Genomic DNA, 13,957 nt, shown 5'->3' with positions numbered 1-13,957 from the left:
TTAATCTTTAAATTCTTGTGCGTCGGTTGAAACTTCTCTTACAGCTAATGAGAAGGTAACGGCATTAGAGCTAGGTGCTAGTCCTGCAAGCTGAGTTTTAGCAAAGCCAAATAATGTTAGGGCTTGCCACGGTGAGTGGTTGCCTTTAATAACAAAGCCATCTTTATCAAACCAGTTAAATTGATACTGTAAGTATTGCGATTTTTTATAGGTACTCGCTAAAGTAACTACCACGTCGGTAAGGTTATTTGTTTGACGCGTTTTTACATCACTTATTAAAAGCTTTTTAGCTAATTGTGGATTATTAACATTGAGCTGCTCTTTGTAAGCGTTGGCAGTTTGCTCAACCCCAATACCTGAGGTTACAGGTCGGCTGCTACACGCGCTGAGCATAATTAACGCAATAACGGGAAGTATGTATTTCATGATGGCTCCTAAAGTTGCACTACATGGGAGTTAAAATAGTTATTAACAGAGGTTAGGTAGATTAACGTTAACCCTTGCTTACTAACGGTAAAATTTATTGGCGGTTGCGAGCCAACGTTTAGAGTATGTTCGCCTGCTTTTACGGCGCTGCGGGCAAGGCTGATCTGATTAGGCAGGGTAAGCCAACTACGCGTATCTGCTTGCTCAGATGCAAGATTATACAAATTTGCCAAAATGTTCCCCACATCACCGGCACTGCGCGCAAGCTCTGCACGCATTTTTTCTTTAGCGACAAGACGTAATATTTGCCTTGAAACACGCCCAGCTACTTGCTGCTCTAACGTTTTAGCGGCCAGTGCCTCTAAATGCACTAACGGACTTAATGCTAATACTTGGTTATTAACTTTTATATTATTCACGGCGCTGCTGTAGGCGTTATTTATATAAACGGGCATTGCTAAGCTATAAAAGCGGGCATCCCCCTGCGAAGTATAAATAGGCAATCGCAATTTAAACTCGTGCTGTTTTGGTATTAGGCCTTGTTCAAATAATATAACCACTTCGCCTTGATTTTTATCTATGGTGTTTACTTCACCAAACTGTCGCTTAAATTGTTTGTAGTCATCCGCAAAGCCTTGCTGCTTAGCAAGGCGCAATATATCTTGCTGTAAATACTGATTATTAGGTTGTATTTCGAGTGCTTTTTTATAGTCTATGTAGGCATCATCGCCTTGCTTTGCCGTTTCATATAACAACCCTGATAAGTAAAACGTGTACGCATTTTGAAAGCCATTTTTTACCGAGCGAGTTAAATTATCCATGCCTGGATAGTGTTGCTGTGCTTGAGCAACGGCATTATCAAACTCGCTTTGATTATCGAGTAGTGCATCAACTTGTACTTTATTGGCACGGCGTATTTCAACTAACGCGCTCTCAATATCGCGTTTATAAACATAATTAAGTGCTTTGTAGCTATGCAACATACTCATTTCGTAGGCTGGTGGGATATAACCTATTGCTGAATCGTTAGTTAACAGCGCATTACTTTGTTCAAGCCCTGCACTTACTTGTATTTTGGCTGCTTGGCGCTTTGCTTGCATCTGTTGGTAGACAGTTTCAAAATATGTTTGCGAACTATCTGGATTATTAGCTAAATCAGCAATACGCCCTTGCTCTAATTGGTTCAGTAAATAATTACTGTGGGCTTTACTGTTGGTTTTTATAAGGGTGCGTGCATTTTCAATATTATTATTGCTAATAGCTTGCCTAACAGGGGTGGTGTTTGTGGCATAATCATTAAACAAGTCGTTAAAGCCAATAGTGCTGCAACCACTTACAATAAAGCAAAAACTGAAAATTAAAATGTGACGCACACGCACTCCTTTTATCTATTTTATAAGGTTAACACATGGCTTATAAATGTAGGTGTGAAAGATTGTAAAAAAGCGTAGTGTATAAACATTGAAGCTTTATCATTAAAAAATAACCATATTAACGTTTACAACAATGGACGCTAATTTAATCTGTATATAAATACGGTATATATTTATCAACACGTTAGGAATTTATTTGAAAGCCACTCTGTTTACTATTATCGCGTTAGTTGCCTTTGCTGCCAATTCGTTATTGTGTCGCTTAGCATTAGCTCAAGGTTATATTGATGCGTGGAATTTCACTGTTATACGGCTTCTCAGCGGGGCAGTGTGTTTGGCTATTATTATGCTGCTCTATACAAAGCAATTAAATAAAAAAGCACAATTAAGTAGCTCCGTTATTAACGATATCGGAAGCTGGCGAAGCAGTGTGAGCTTGCTGATATATGCGCTGTGTTTTTCTATAGCTTATATAGAGCTAGATACCGGTATGGGCGCGCTTATTTTATTCTCCGCGGTGCAATTTACCATGATCGGCTGGGGCATCTATAAGCAAGAGCGCTTAACCGCTGTGCAATGGCTTGCATTTATTGTGGCGTTTGTGGCTTTTGTTTATTTAATGCTGCCTTCGCAAACAGCGCCACCGGTAATGGCGGCAGTATTAATGAGCATAAGTGGCGTGGCATGGGGAATATACAGTATTAGAGGCAAAGCGTGTGTGTCACCACTTAGGGCCACCACTTATAACTTTATTCGCAGCTTATTAGTGCTACCTATTTTAATTGTGGTGGGTATGAGCCAGCTTAAAAATGTACGTATGGAAGGGGTGTTACTTGCAATAGCCTCAGGTGCCATCGCATCAGGCGTAGGTTATAGTATTTGGTATGTGGCTATGCCTTTATTAAAAAGCACGCATGCAGCTATAGTGCAGTTATGCGTGCCCGTTTTGGCAGCTATTGCAGGAGCGGTGTTTTTATCAGAAACCTTAACTGTGCAATTTATGCTCCCCAGCAGTATCATTTTACTGGCTGTATTGGTTTTTACGTTAAATAAAAAAACTAACACCGCTTAGCAGGTGGGCTCACATTAAGCACAAAGCGTTCATATAAAGCAGGTAAGTGGGTTAAAATAGCGTCTTTACCTAATAAATCACTTTCTTTAATGCAGTTATGTAATACCTCAACTGACAGGTGCCTCATAAGCTGCTCTGATTGCGCAATGTGGCTAATATGCCAAAGTTCTGGGGCAACACCGCCTAAATCATGCTGATAAGGCCGATAAAATCCAAATTCTGCTAGGTGGGTGTCTAGCCATTGACTCAGTTCGGCAAAAGGTCCGCCATGCTGATATTCATCGGGGGTTAGTTGCAACTCATAATCGTTACTCACTGCGCGTTTATCAAAAATATCTAAGTCAGTGCCTAAATGATGGCGACTTGCCCCTGGCAGTGCAGAGTACAGCATTATGGCGGTACATTTTTCAATATCACTCAGTGAATTTAGTTCAACGGCTTGTTGCGCTTTATTTAACACCACGCGCTTATTTGAAAATTTAGCATTCCAAATAGCCGATTGACGATTAAAATCCCGAAAGCTTGATGCAATACATAAATCAAAGCCAGCGGATGCGGCCGCTGATTGCAGTGCAACAAAGTCGTTGACAATATTGGTATGCAAAAAATGGTTTTGTATGGCGACTAGGTGTGCATCACTTTGTCCGGTGATGCATTGTATGAGTTCTTTATTTGCAGTCATTAAGTTAACAGTCGTTCTAATATTTGTTCATAAATATCGGCCAGCGCGATCAGGTCATCTGTGCTAACACACTCATCAACTTTATGAATTGTGGCGTTACGTGGCCCCAGCTCGATTACTTTAGCGCCGGTTTGAGCAATAAAGCGGCCATCTGATGTCCCACCTGTTGTTTCTAAATTAGTGGTTAAGCCAGTTACTGATTTAATTGCAGCGACGGTAGCATCAACTAACGGACCGTGATCGGTTAAAAACGGTAGGCCATTTACAATCCAATTTAGTTCGTAATTCAAATTGTGTTTTTGTAAAATCGCGTTCACTTTTTGTTGCAGCTGCTGATGAGTAACTTCGGTGCTAAACCTAAAGTTAAATTGTACTTCAAGCTCACCGGGTATCACATTACCGGCACCTGTGCCGCCATTAATGTTAGAGATTTGAAAGCTGGTGGCAGGAAAGAAGTCGTTACCCATATCCCACACAGTTTGGCTTAATTCGGTTAAAGCTGGCGTGGATAAATGAATTGGGTTTTGCGCTAAGTGTGGGTAAGCCACATGCCCTTGTACACCGGCTATAGTTAAAAAACCAGTTAGAGAACCACGACGACCATTTTTAACCACATCACCGAGTACATCGCGCGATGAAGGCTCACCAACAAGACACATATCAATTTTTTCACCGCGCTCTTCTAAAGTATCTATTACGCGGGTAGTGCCATTGATAAAAGGGCCTTCTTCATCTGAGGTAATTAAAAACGAGATAGAGCCTTTATGATCTGGGTGCTTAGATACAAAGCGCTCTGTGGCTACAACCATAGCTGCCAGTGAGCCTTTCATGTCGGCTGCGCCACGCCCATGCAATAAACCGTCTTCAATTAGGCCTGCAAAAGGCGGGTGCTGCCAATTTTTTTCAGGCCCTGTGGGCACCACATCGGTATGACCGGCAAAACAAAAGTGTGGTGATTGCGTGCCTTTTCGTGCCCAAGTATTGAGCGTGTCAGTAAAAAAGAGCGATTCGATGTCAAAGCCAATTGCACTTAGACGCTCATTCATCATGTGTTGGCAGCCTGCATCTTCAGGGGTAACCGACTCTCGCTGAATTAAGGCTTGGGCTAGGGTAATTACTGGATGGGTCATTATTTAAAGATCTCATCGTATTGTGCTGTTTTAAAGCCTAAGTGATATTGCCCATCATTAATAAGAACAGGGCGTTTAATCATTGCAGGTTGTTCAACCAATATATCGATAGCAGTTTGCTTAGTTAAGCTTTGCTTTTGCTCATCCGACAGCGCTCTGTATGTTGTGCCACGTTTATTAACAAGTTGTTCCCAGTCAATATGCTCTGCAAAATCGCTAACCATATTATGATTAACGCCATCTTTACGATAGTCATGGAAAGTGAACGCGATGTCATTATCGCTTAGGTATTTTTTTGCTTTTTTGATTGTGTCGCAGTTGCTAATGCCATAGAGAGTGATCATAAACCTACTTCTTTTTGATAATAGTTAATAAGGTATCTACACCAGCATTGACCTGCGGGTGAGAATAATGAAAAGTGCCTAAGTCGTGGCCATTGAGTATGATAAGGCTAGCTAAAATAGGCGCATCGAGTTCACGCAAATCAAAGTAAGCGAGGCGCTGTCCTTTGGTTATTTTGCTGCCATTAAGCTGAGCAATATGAGTATGCGTGAGAGTTTGAGAATCAGGTACGGCTAAGTTTATTAATACTTTTAAGCCATTTTTAGCTTTTAGAATAAATTCGCACCCGCCGCTTTTAACTTGCAATAAAGTGCCATTAAATGGCGCTAACACTTTATGGCTGGTTAAGCTGACAATAATCCCTGGCCCCAAAGTTCCAAAGCGGAAAAAAGCTTCAGGATGCGCGTCCATCTGCATAACTTTGCCACTGAATGGGCTAGTTATTTGTATCGCGCTTCGGCCAATTTTATTTTTAGTTAAATAGCTAACGTCTTCAGATTTCATTATTAATTAAGTTACCACATTGTAGCCATCGGCTCTAAGAGCAGCCATCGCTTTGTTGACTGTTTGCTTTTTTACTAAGATATAGTCGGTGTCATAGGTTGAAATTGAAAAAATTGACACGCCAGCTCTTGCTAATACTCCTGAAATATTTGCCATAATACCGGTTAACGAAAATCCTAATGGGCCAATTACTTCTAATGCTTGCCAATTCGATTCTGTATCTTGGCTATCAATTATAAAGTCATCAGGGCAAACGACCGAGAGTTCATCGTGCGTTTTTGAAATAAAAAATAATGGTTGCTTTAACAGGGCAGGAGGGATGTCGGCATCAAGCGCTAAACTATGAATTGATAAAACAGTGCTGTGTAATTGTAGTGTTTGTTTTGACATAAAACCCATCCATAGCAGCAAGATAATAGCTTTATAGTATAGAGTATTGAATCTAAGTTAAAGGCCCAAACTGAGCCGTTGTTAAAGTTTTTATTAATTAAAAAATAATTGTCCACAATTTCTGTGGATAAGCTTGGGGGTTGTAAGGTATAAATAGCCTAACCTATTAATAAGTAATTAAAAAATGGCTAGGCTATAAAAAGGACATGTTAGTTAAAGGGGTTAATTAAGTGCCTCAGCTTGCGCTGCTTGAATGGCAGTTAAAGCAATGGTATACACTATGTCGTCAACTAATGCGCCACGGCTTAAGTCGTTAACTGGTTTACGCATCCCTTGCAGCATCGGACCGATACTGATCAAATCAGCGCTTCGTTGTACCGCTTTATAGGTGGTGTTGCCAGTATTTAAATCAGGGAATATAAACACCGTTGCTTTACCTGCAACAGGGCTGTTAGGTGCTTTTTTAATCGCTACACTTTCCATAATCGCCGCATCGTACTGTAGTGGCCCGTCTATAATTAGATCAGGGCGCTTTTGCTGGGCCAGTTTAGTTGCCGCTCGCACTTTTTCTACATCAGCCCCACTGCCTGAGTCACCGGTGCTGTAACTTATCATGGCTACGCGAGGTTCAATACCAAATGCTGCTGCTGAGTCGGCAGATTGAATTGCAATGTCAGCTAGTTGTTCGGCATTAGGATCGGGATTAATAGCGCAATCACCATAAACCAAAACCTGATCAGGCAATAGCATAAAGAATACAGAAGACACTAATGATGAACCTGGCGCGGTTTTAATTAACTGTAACGGTGGGCGAATGGTATTGGCAGTGGTGTTTACCGCACCCGATACCAGGCCATCGACTTTACCTTGCTCTAGCATCATAGTGCCAAGTACGACGTGATCTTGAAGTTGCTCTTGGGCGACTACTTCGGTAAGACCTTTATTTTTACGAATTTCCACCATAGGTGCTACGTAATCATTTATGATACTGCTTGGCTCAATTACAGTTACATGCTCGTTAAGCTCAATGCCTTGTTGCTCGGCTATACGCAATATTTCATCACGGTCACCCAATAAAATTGTTTTAGCAATGCCCCGCTGGCCACAAATAGCGGCTGCTTTAATGGTTCTAGGTTCGTTACCCTCAGGCAGTACAATTGTTTTTTCGGCTTTACGAGCTTTTTCAGTCAATAAATACCTAAAGGCAGGAGGGGATAGTTTTCGGGTTTTCCCCACACTTTTAGCTAAGCTATCTAACCAATCAGAATCTATATACTCTGCGTTATGATCTTTTACCTTTTCAATGCGCTGTTCATCATCGCTTGGCACTTCTAGGTTAAAGTTATGCAGTAATAACGAGGTGCGCCAAGTGTCCCCTTCGGTTGCTAAAATAGGCAGCCCTGTTTGCATGGCTTGTTCGCACAGCGCCATGATGCGCGGCTCAGGCTCAAAGCCACCGGTGAGCAAAATAGCGCCTAGTTTAGTACCATTCATGGCAGACAAGCAGGCTGCAACCAATATATCTGAACGATCGCCTGGGGTGACCAATAACGCACCTGGGGTAAAATAATTTAGAATATTTGATACCGTGCGGGCGCAAAAAGTAATGCGTCTTAGTCGACGATGTACCATGTCACCTTCGTTAATAATAGTGGCTTTTAAATAGGCACTTAAATCTTTAACGCGCGGCGCTACGAGCTCAAAATCCCACGGAATGGCACCAAGTAACATAAAAGGATTTTTTCTAAAAATAGGTAAAGAGGCCAGGCGGTTAAGCTCGTTATCAAGCGCTTCTGGCTTGTAAGTATCGACTAAATCAGCGCGAGCGCGACCTTCTTCATCTAGAGGGGCATTTACTTTATTGAAAATACAACCCAGCACACGAGGGTGATCTATGCCACCGTAATTTCCAGCAGCAATTTCAAGGCGATCTTCAATTTGGGTAATACTGTAATTCCCAGGGGTAAGCACAAATACAATATCGGCCCCTAAGGTTTGTGCAATTTCACGGTTTATGCGCCCCGCATAAGGTTGGCGTCGAGTAGGCACCATTCCTTCTATTATGGCCACTTCGTCATCGTTGATCTTACTTTGAAAACGCTCAACAATTTCCTCTAATAAGTCATCACCTTTACCATCACCAATCATTTGTTCTGCGTAATCGAGCGCAAACGGTGTTGGCGGCTTAATTGGTGAGCCTTGAGTGACAATTTGGGTCGATTTTTCAGGGCCTGTTTCACCTGCACGCGGCTGGGCGATAGGTTTGAAAAAATTAACCTTAACCGTCTTTTGTTCCAGCGCTCTTACTAAACCAACTGATACTGAGGTTAAACCTACCCCTGTAGAGATAGGAACCAACATAATACGACGAGCCATATTATAACTCCTTGGTGATGTTTGCGGCGTCGAGTGCAATAACCCATTCTTCGTTGGTAGGCATAACCACCGCTTTGCTTGTTGAATTTGCAGCGCTAATTAATCCAGCTTGGCCAAACCTTGCATCAAGGTTTGCTTGAGGGTCTAAATTGATACCTAAAAAGGCTAACTGTGTAAGTACTTTTTCGCGAATAATATCGGAATTCTCGCCAATCCCACCGGTAAAAATAAGCGCATCTAATTTTTGCAGCGGTACCATGTAGGCGGCTATTTGTTTTGCTAAGCGGTAGCAAAACATATTAAGTGCCAGCATGGCTTGCGAGTTGCCAGCAATGGCAGCCTCTTCAATAGTACGGCAATCGTTTGATAGCTCGCTTATTCCTAATAAGCCACTTTTTTGATTTAGCAGGTCATCAATTTGCTGTGCGGTGTAATCAAGTTGGGTCGTTAAAAAGTTAAATAGCCCTGGGTCAATGTCACCACAACGAGTACCCATAACAAGTCCTTCAAGCGGGGTTAAGCCCATGCTGGTATCGACACTTTTACCATTTTTGATCGCACACACAGAGCAGCCATTGCCTAAGTGGGCGCTAATAAAGTTACTTTCTTCAACAGGTAAAGACAACATTTTAGCGGTTTGACCTGCTACATAAAAATGGCTAGTGCCATGAAATCCATAGCGTCTAACCCCAAAGTCTTTATATAGCTGATAAGGAAGGGCATATAGATAAGCAACCTCATCCATAGTTTGATGAAATGCAGTATCAAACACAGCTATTTGTGGTAAATCTTTAAATGATGCTTGTGCTGATGAAATACCTAGTAAATTAGCGTGACCATGTAAAGGGGCCAGTGTGGCTGCTTGAGTAATACCTGCAATGACGTTTTCGTCAATTAAAACTGATTGGGTAAAGTGCTCGCCGCCATGTACAACACGATGACCCACTGCCACTAATTGCTCGTCGAGGTTGTGATCTTTTATCAAATCAACCAGCGTATCAATCGCATGGGCATGTGCCTGGTTAGCAGCAAGCTTAATAGTGGTTTTTTCTCCCTTAAACTTATATTTAATTGAGGGAGCATCATCACCTAGGCGCTCAGCTAAACCTGATATGATGTCGTTTCCTGTGTTTGCATCAATAATCGCAAACTTTAGACTTGAGCTTCCACAATTGAGTACCAAAACGTGGTTTGGATTATTTGGGAGTGTTGGCATAGATTCATTTTCCATTTAAGTATTAATCAGTACACTTGGTTGATGTATAAGCCTTTGTGGCTTAAATAAGTGTAGACTAAAGTGTAGTAGACTTTATTAAAAGGGCTTTGTGAAATTCTTTCGATAATTTATGCTTTTTGTGAGTTTTACTAATGAAATTGAGCATTTTTACCGATAAAGTGAAAGCAGCTATAATTGTGTTACACTTTTATAAGTATTACGTTTGTTGAAGTGTTACAAACCGTGACTATGAGGATTTATTAATGCAAAAAAGTGTGATGTCGCAAGTTCAATTAGGGCGTTCTTATGCTAAAACATGGCCAATGCGAAAAGAGGTTGCGCCATTATTTGCAGAATTTAAGGTGATCAGAGCCACAGAGCTTGCGATTACAGTTATGCCAATATTAGCCATGCTGACCCTGTTTTTTCAGATTAATTATTTAGGCTCGGGTTTTCTGCCCCAAGCGATTGCCAGTAGTCTGTTTTTTATTTCTTTGCCATTACAAGGGCTTTTATGGTTAGGTAAACGTGCGCAAACCGAATTAGAGCCTGCTATGCAGCAATGGTATAACGAGTTATTTGCAAAAATGGTTGCTAACGGTTACGACGCGCAAATGGGAAAAAACAAGCCCCGCTATTTGGAGCTTGCCGAATTACTAAAAGATATGTTCGATAAAATGGATAAAACGTTTACTAAAGAGCAGTTTTAGTAAATTGCGTAATGTAAAATGACAATGTGACGCTATGCTGTTGTTTTTGCTCAAGTGCTTGCCAATGTTCTGGTCTAAACTTCCACGCAAATGGCGTCATCATAATTAAGTTCTTAACATCGTTAAATGTAAGCGACACCTGCTCTGTTATTAATTGTTGCGATGTATTTTCAAAGCCCGCAGGTGCTGCTATTTGTGTGTGCTCGTTTACGTTGCTATAAATATAATCTTTTAGTTCTTTCAAATGAGTTGGGCCTGGGCTTGCCACAATTAAGCAACCATTATCTTTGACCAGACGTGCAAGTTCACTGTCAAATAAAGGCGCAAATACACTAACCAAAACGTCAGCAAGCTGATCATCAAAAGGCGCTTGGCTAATTGAAGCAACACTAAAATGGCATTGCTTGTAACGTTTTGCCGCATATTTTACTGCCGACTTTGATATATCCACACCGTATACGCTAGCCTGGCTGTTGTTAGCAATAGCGTGAGTATAAAACCCTTCACCACACCCCAAATCAATTACTATTTCAGCATTAAGTGGCTTTACCATATTGGCTAAAGCAGTTTGTAAAAAGCCATAATAACCTTGCTCCAAAAATGAGCGCCTAGCTTGCACCATTTCCAACGAATCGCCAGGCTGTTTAGAGTTTTTGTTTTGCACAGGGAGTAAGTTTACGTAGCCTTCTTTGGCAAAATCGAAGCTGTGATTGTTATCGCATCGTAATGTTTTATCATTAAGTGCTAGTGGCTGTTTACAAATAGGGCAATGGTAATGAAGACTCATGAGCCTAAATAGTCCTTATCAAAAAAAGTTTTTACCCAATGTGGGCGATAGGTGATCAGTACAGTGATTGCCATACCGTTTAGCATAGCTTCAGGAAAGGCCAAAATAGGACTTAGGTAAATATAATTCTCGCTCAGCTGATGCCAACTATATTCACCTATTGTGTAATAAAAAGCGCCACCGAGTATAATGTTAATACAGGCAACGACACCCGCTGTTAAAAAGCTACAAACAAATATATAGATAAAAAAATGCCGTGCTAAATAGTGATAACACACGATAAAAACTAAATAGCTGAATAACACCGGTATAAACGCACTAATGATGAGTTTTAATGCGACTAATTCAGGTGTTATTTGTCCAAAAGCAGTTAAAAGCGCTGTTGCGAGTACACAACTTAATATAGCAAGACGCCAACCTAATGTTAGGGTAACTGCGGTAATGCCTAAAATATGCAGATCGAGACCGGGTAAAATACCGGCCTTTATACGCCATAACAAAGCGAGTACCAGTGCACAGGCAAACACACCTGATTGTCTTGCTGGGGTATTAAATAAATTACTGTATGTTGATTTGTTAACGCTTAAAAAGCCGATAACGATGACAACAATCCACAGTAACCCTTGCAACTGCACGCTTAACATAATTATTAACTAAACTCTGACCAAATAGGCGCATGATCTGATGGTTTATCGATAGCGCGCAATTCATAATCTATGCCTGTGTCGATACAGCGAGCTGCTAAATCATGCGTTGCTAGTACCACATCAATTCGTAGGCCGCGGTTATCAACAAATCCTTTTGAACGATAGTCAAACCAAGAATATTGGTCGTTAATTTCTGGGTTTTGTTCTCTAAAGGTGTCTTTAAAACCCCAATTTAATAAGGTAGCAAGCCATTCACGCTCAACAGGTTGAAATGAACATTTACCCGTTTTTAACCACCGTTTTGCATTTACCTCGCCAATGCCAATATCTAAATCGGTTGGTGAGATATTAATATCACCCATAACAATTACATCTTGATCAGGGGTGAAATGGCCATTCAGATGGGTCATTAGATCTTTATAAAATTGACGTTTGTAGGGGAACTTAGTTTCGTGATTAATGTTATCGCCTTGTGGGAAATAGCCATTCATTACATGTAAATCGCGGCCATTCTCTTGTTCTACAGTGATGCTAATCATACGCTTTTGCGAGTCATCGGTGTCAGTAGTGAAGCCTTTTAATACCGATTTAGGCTCTTTTTTGCATAACATTGCCACGCCGTAATGCGCTTTTTGCCCATGAAAATAAACGTGGTAACCCATCTTTTGTACATCGTCTAGCGGAAACGCTTCATCATGTACCTTGATCTCTTGAAGACCAATAATATCTGGCTGGTGTTTATCAATAATAGCTTGTAACTGGTGTAGTCGAGCACGCAGACCATTGATATTAAAAGAAATCACTTTCATAAAGTTAACCTTCAAATTTATTTTTTCTATTCGTCAAATTGTATCAGCATTTAGAGCGACATAACATGACTGAAATGAGAAAATAACTGCACAATTGTTGATCAATTACTGTTTAATGTTTAAACATTGTAAATGCATTATTAAATAATAAAATAAATAAAATATTCAATTGATATGTTAAAAGTTGTCTATATAATGCGCAAAAATCGTTTGTTTAACTCGTTCAAATAGGACTACCTGATGAAAACTCAATTACTTTTAGCTGCCTCTCTTTTTGTTTCTGTTACCGCTTCTGCACAAAGCAATGCGTATTACAGCAAAGACAATAAATTAGAGTCAAACTTGTGCGTAGTAAGCGCCAATGAAGGTTTTTCAGCTGCACGTAAAATGGCAGCAAAGCATGGTATATACTTATCTCGTTATTCAAAAAGTATCCTATGTAACGGTCAAGACATTCGCGATATTGCAAAACAACAAACTGCAGCACAGCCTGCAGCATCAAAAGTTGAAGTATTTGCAAAAGATTCACATCAAGAAACACAGTTATGTATAACTGCATTAAAGCAAGGCTTACAACCAGTGCGTAAGCAAATTGGTAACTTAAACACATTAAAGTGTAATGGCCAAAACGTAACTGATTTTGTGAAGCGTTACCAAAACGCTGCAATCTAAATTACTGTATTTAATATATAAAAAGCTCGGTTTTTACCGAGCTTTTTTTTGTAAAAATTACCTATGTAGTTTGGATAAATTGCATTATTGAATATCGCAATAGAAGTTGTTTTTGTTTAATTGTCTGATTTTAATGGTTTATTTTTTTGGCATCGTATTTGTATCACTAAAATTGAAATTTATTAATACAAGGATACGTCTGATGAAAAAATTAACGATAGCTTCTACTGTTTTAGCCGCATTGAGTTTAGCAGCTTGTTCTTCAAATCAAGGTTTAGAAAAAATCGACAGTGATTTTGCAAGCTTAGATAACGACAGCGATGGCTTTATTTCTAAAACAGAAGCCGACGATGATAGTATTTGGCAGCACTTTTCAAACATAGATACAAATATGGATAATCAAATAAGCCGTAATGAATATGATGCTTATATGCAGCTAAATGCTGGAAAAGTTGCTACAGATAGTGAAGTGAGTGAGTCTGCATTTAAAGCTGATATTGCTAAGTTTGATAAAATAGAAAATGATTTTAAAAGCTTAGATAATGATAGCAATGGCTTCATTTCAGTTACTGAAGCTGATGACGATGATATATCAAATCATTTTGGTTACATGGATCGTAATAAAGATAAACAAGTAAGCAAAAAAGAGTTCAACAGCTATATTCAAAAGCATGGTGATTCTGTTGCAGAAGATGATGCACTTGAGCAATTTAAAAACAGTTAAATTACGTTACTGAATGTACTTGATATCAAGCCAGTGTTTTTCACTGGCTTTTTTATGCCTATGAAACGTTATTTTGTTAATATGTTTTCCTAGTTTG

The 13,957-nt window shown here is 40.1% G+C and carries 16 protein-coding genes; 4 read left to right on the top strand and 12 right to left on the bottom strand.

Translation table 11 applies throughout. The annotated features are described in order from the left end of the window. Nucleotides 1-426 carry a YcfL family putative periplasmic lipoprotein gene (locus PUND_RS10750; protein WP_010389749.1) on the bottom strand — a complete coding sequence of 142 codons (426 nt, stop codon included), beginning with the start codon at nt 424-426 and terminating at the stop codon, nt 1-3. Nucleotides 427-434: 8 nt separating this feature from the next. Beyond that, nucleotides 435-1,799 carry a COG3014 family protein gene (locus tag PUND_RS10745; RefSeq protein WP_010389750.1) on the bottom strand — a complete coding sequence of 455 codons (1,365 nt, stop codon included), beginning with the start codon at nt 1,797-1,799 and terminating at the stop codon, nt 435-437. A 196-nt stretch (nt 1,800-1,995) separates the two neighbouring features. Between PUND_RS10745 and PUND_RS10740 the strand changes: the two genes are divergently transcribed. Continuing rightward, nucleotides 1,996-2,871, top strand: coding sequence for a DMT family transporter (locus PUND_RS10740; RefSeq protein WP_010389752.1), 876 nt, complete (start codon nt 1,996-1,998; stop codon nt 2,869-2,871). Here PUND_RS10740 and PUND_RS10735 read toward each other — a convergent pair. The 7 genes from PUND_RS10735 to PUND_RS10705 all read right to left on the bottom strand — a co-directional run bounded on the left by PUND_RS10735 (nt 2,858) and on the right by PUND_RS10705 (nt 9,511). Continuing rightward, complete coding sequence (locus tag PUND_RS10735) at nt 2,858-3,553, bottom strand: M15 family metallopeptidase (RefSeq protein WP_010389753.1); 696 nt, start codon at nt 3,551-3,553, stop codon at nt 2,858-2,860. The genes PUND_RS10740 and PUND_RS10735 overlap by 14 nt on opposite strands. Then, on the bottom strand, nt 3,553-4,683 hold the full coding sequence (dapE, locus tag PUND_RS10730; RefSeq protein WP_010389754.1) for a succinyl-diaminopimelate desuccinylase: 1,131 nt from the start codon (nt 4,681-4,683) through the stop codon (nt 3,553-3,555). Before dapE ends, PUND_RS10735 begins: the two co-directional genes overlap by 1 nt. Further along, a complete protein-coding gene (locus PUND_RS10725; protein WP_010389755.1) occupies nt 4,683-5,027 on the bottom strand; it encodes an ArsC family reductase in 345 nt (114 codons plus the stop codon). Before PUND_RS10725 ends, dapE begins: the two co-directional genes overlap by 1 nt. 4 nt (nt 5,028-5,031) lie before the next feature. Beyond that, complete coding sequence (locus PUND_RS10720) at nt 5,032-5,529, bottom strand: PTS glucose transporter subunit IIA (protein WP_008110014.1); 498 nt, start codon at nt 5,527-5,529, stop codon at nt 5,032-5,034. Between the two features lie 6 nt (nt 5,530-5,535). Continuing rightward, on the bottom strand, nt 5,536-5,919 hold the full coding sequence (locus PUND_RS10715; RefSeq protein WP_010389757.1) for an ACT domain-containing protein: 384 nt from the start codon (nt 5,917-5,919) through the stop codon (nt 5,536-5,538). Nucleotides 5,920-6,141: 222 nt separating this feature from the next. Then, entirely contained in the window at nt 6,142-8,295 is a 2,154-nt protein-coding gene (gene pta, locus PUND_RS10710) for a phosphate acetyltransferase (RefSeq protein WP_010389758.1), read from the bottom strand. 1 nt (nt 8,296) lies between these two features. Continuing rightward, nucleotides 8,297-9,511, bottom strand: coding sequence for an acetate kinase (locus tag PUND_RS10705; RefSeq protein ID WP_010389759.1), 1,215 nt, complete (start codon nt 9,509-9,511; stop codon nt 8,297-8,299). A gap of 263 nt (nt 9,512-9,774) precedes the next feature. On the opposite strand from PUND_RS10705, the gene yfbV reads away from it, so the two are divergent. Beyond that, on the top strand, nt 9,775-10,221 hold the full coding sequence (gene yfbV / locus PUND_RS10700) for a terminus macrodomain insulation protein YfbV (RefSeq protein ID WP_010389761.1): 447 nt from the start codon (nt 9,775-9,777) through the stop codon (nt 10,219-10,221). On the opposite strand, the gene rlmA is transcribed toward yfbV, so the two are convergent. From rlmA to xthA, 3 genes are read right to left on the bottom strand one after another with little or no spacing between them, the layout of a single operon-like run. Then, on the bottom strand, nt 10,205-11,008 hold the full coding sequence (gene rlmA / locus PUND_RS10695; RefSeq protein ID WP_010389764.1) for a 23S rRNA (guanine(745)-N(1))-methyltransferase: 804 nt from the start codon (nt 11,006-11,008) through the stop codon (nt 10,205-10,207). The two genes, yfbV and rlmA, sit on opposite strands and share 17 nt — an antisense overlap. After that, nucleotides 11,005-11,652: an energy-coupling factor ABC transporter permease gene (locus PUND_RS10690; RefSeq protein WP_010389767.1), complete on the bottom strand. Its 648-nt coding sequence runs from the start codon at nt 11,650-11,652 to the stop codon at nt 11,005-11,007. The genes rlmA and PUND_RS10690 overlap by 4 nt, the downstream gene beginning before the upstream one ends. Before the next feature lie 5 nt (nt 11,653-11,657). After that, nucleotides 11,658-12,464 carry an exodeoxyribonuclease III gene (xthA, locus tag PUND_RS10685; RefSeq protein WP_010389771.1) on the bottom strand — a complete coding sequence of 269 codons (807 nt, stop codon included), beginning with the start codon at nt 12,462-12,464 and terminating at the stop codon, nt 11,658-11,660. Nucleotides 12,465-12,704: 240 nt separating this feature from the next. Here xthA and PUND_RS10680 point away from each other — a divergent pair, with 240 nt between their 5' ends. Continuing rightward, nucleotides 12,705-13,136 carry a hypothetical protein gene (locus PUND_RS10680; protein WP_010389773.1) on the top strand — a complete coding sequence of 144 codons (432 nt, stop codon included), beginning with the start codon at nt 12,705-12,707 and terminating at the stop codon, nt 13,134-13,136. Nucleotides 13,137-13,338: 202 nt separating this feature from the next. Beyond that, nucleotides 13,339-13,860: a calcium-binding protein gene (locus tag PUND_RS10675; protein ID WP_010389775.1), complete on the top strand. Its 522-nt coding sequence runs from the start codon at nt 13,339-13,341 to the stop codon at nt 13,858-13,860. Nucleotides 13,861-13,957 lie beyond the last annotated feature (97 nt).

Source organism: Pseudoalteromonas undina, assembly GCF_000238275.3.
Classification (GTDB): Bacteria; Pseudomonadota; Gammaproteobacteria; order Enterobacterales; family Alteromonadaceae; genus Pseudoalteromonas; species Pseudoalteromonas undina.
The sequence above is the reverse complement of the archived record's forward strand: the minus strand, read 5'-3'. Positions and strand labels throughout refer to the sequence as shown.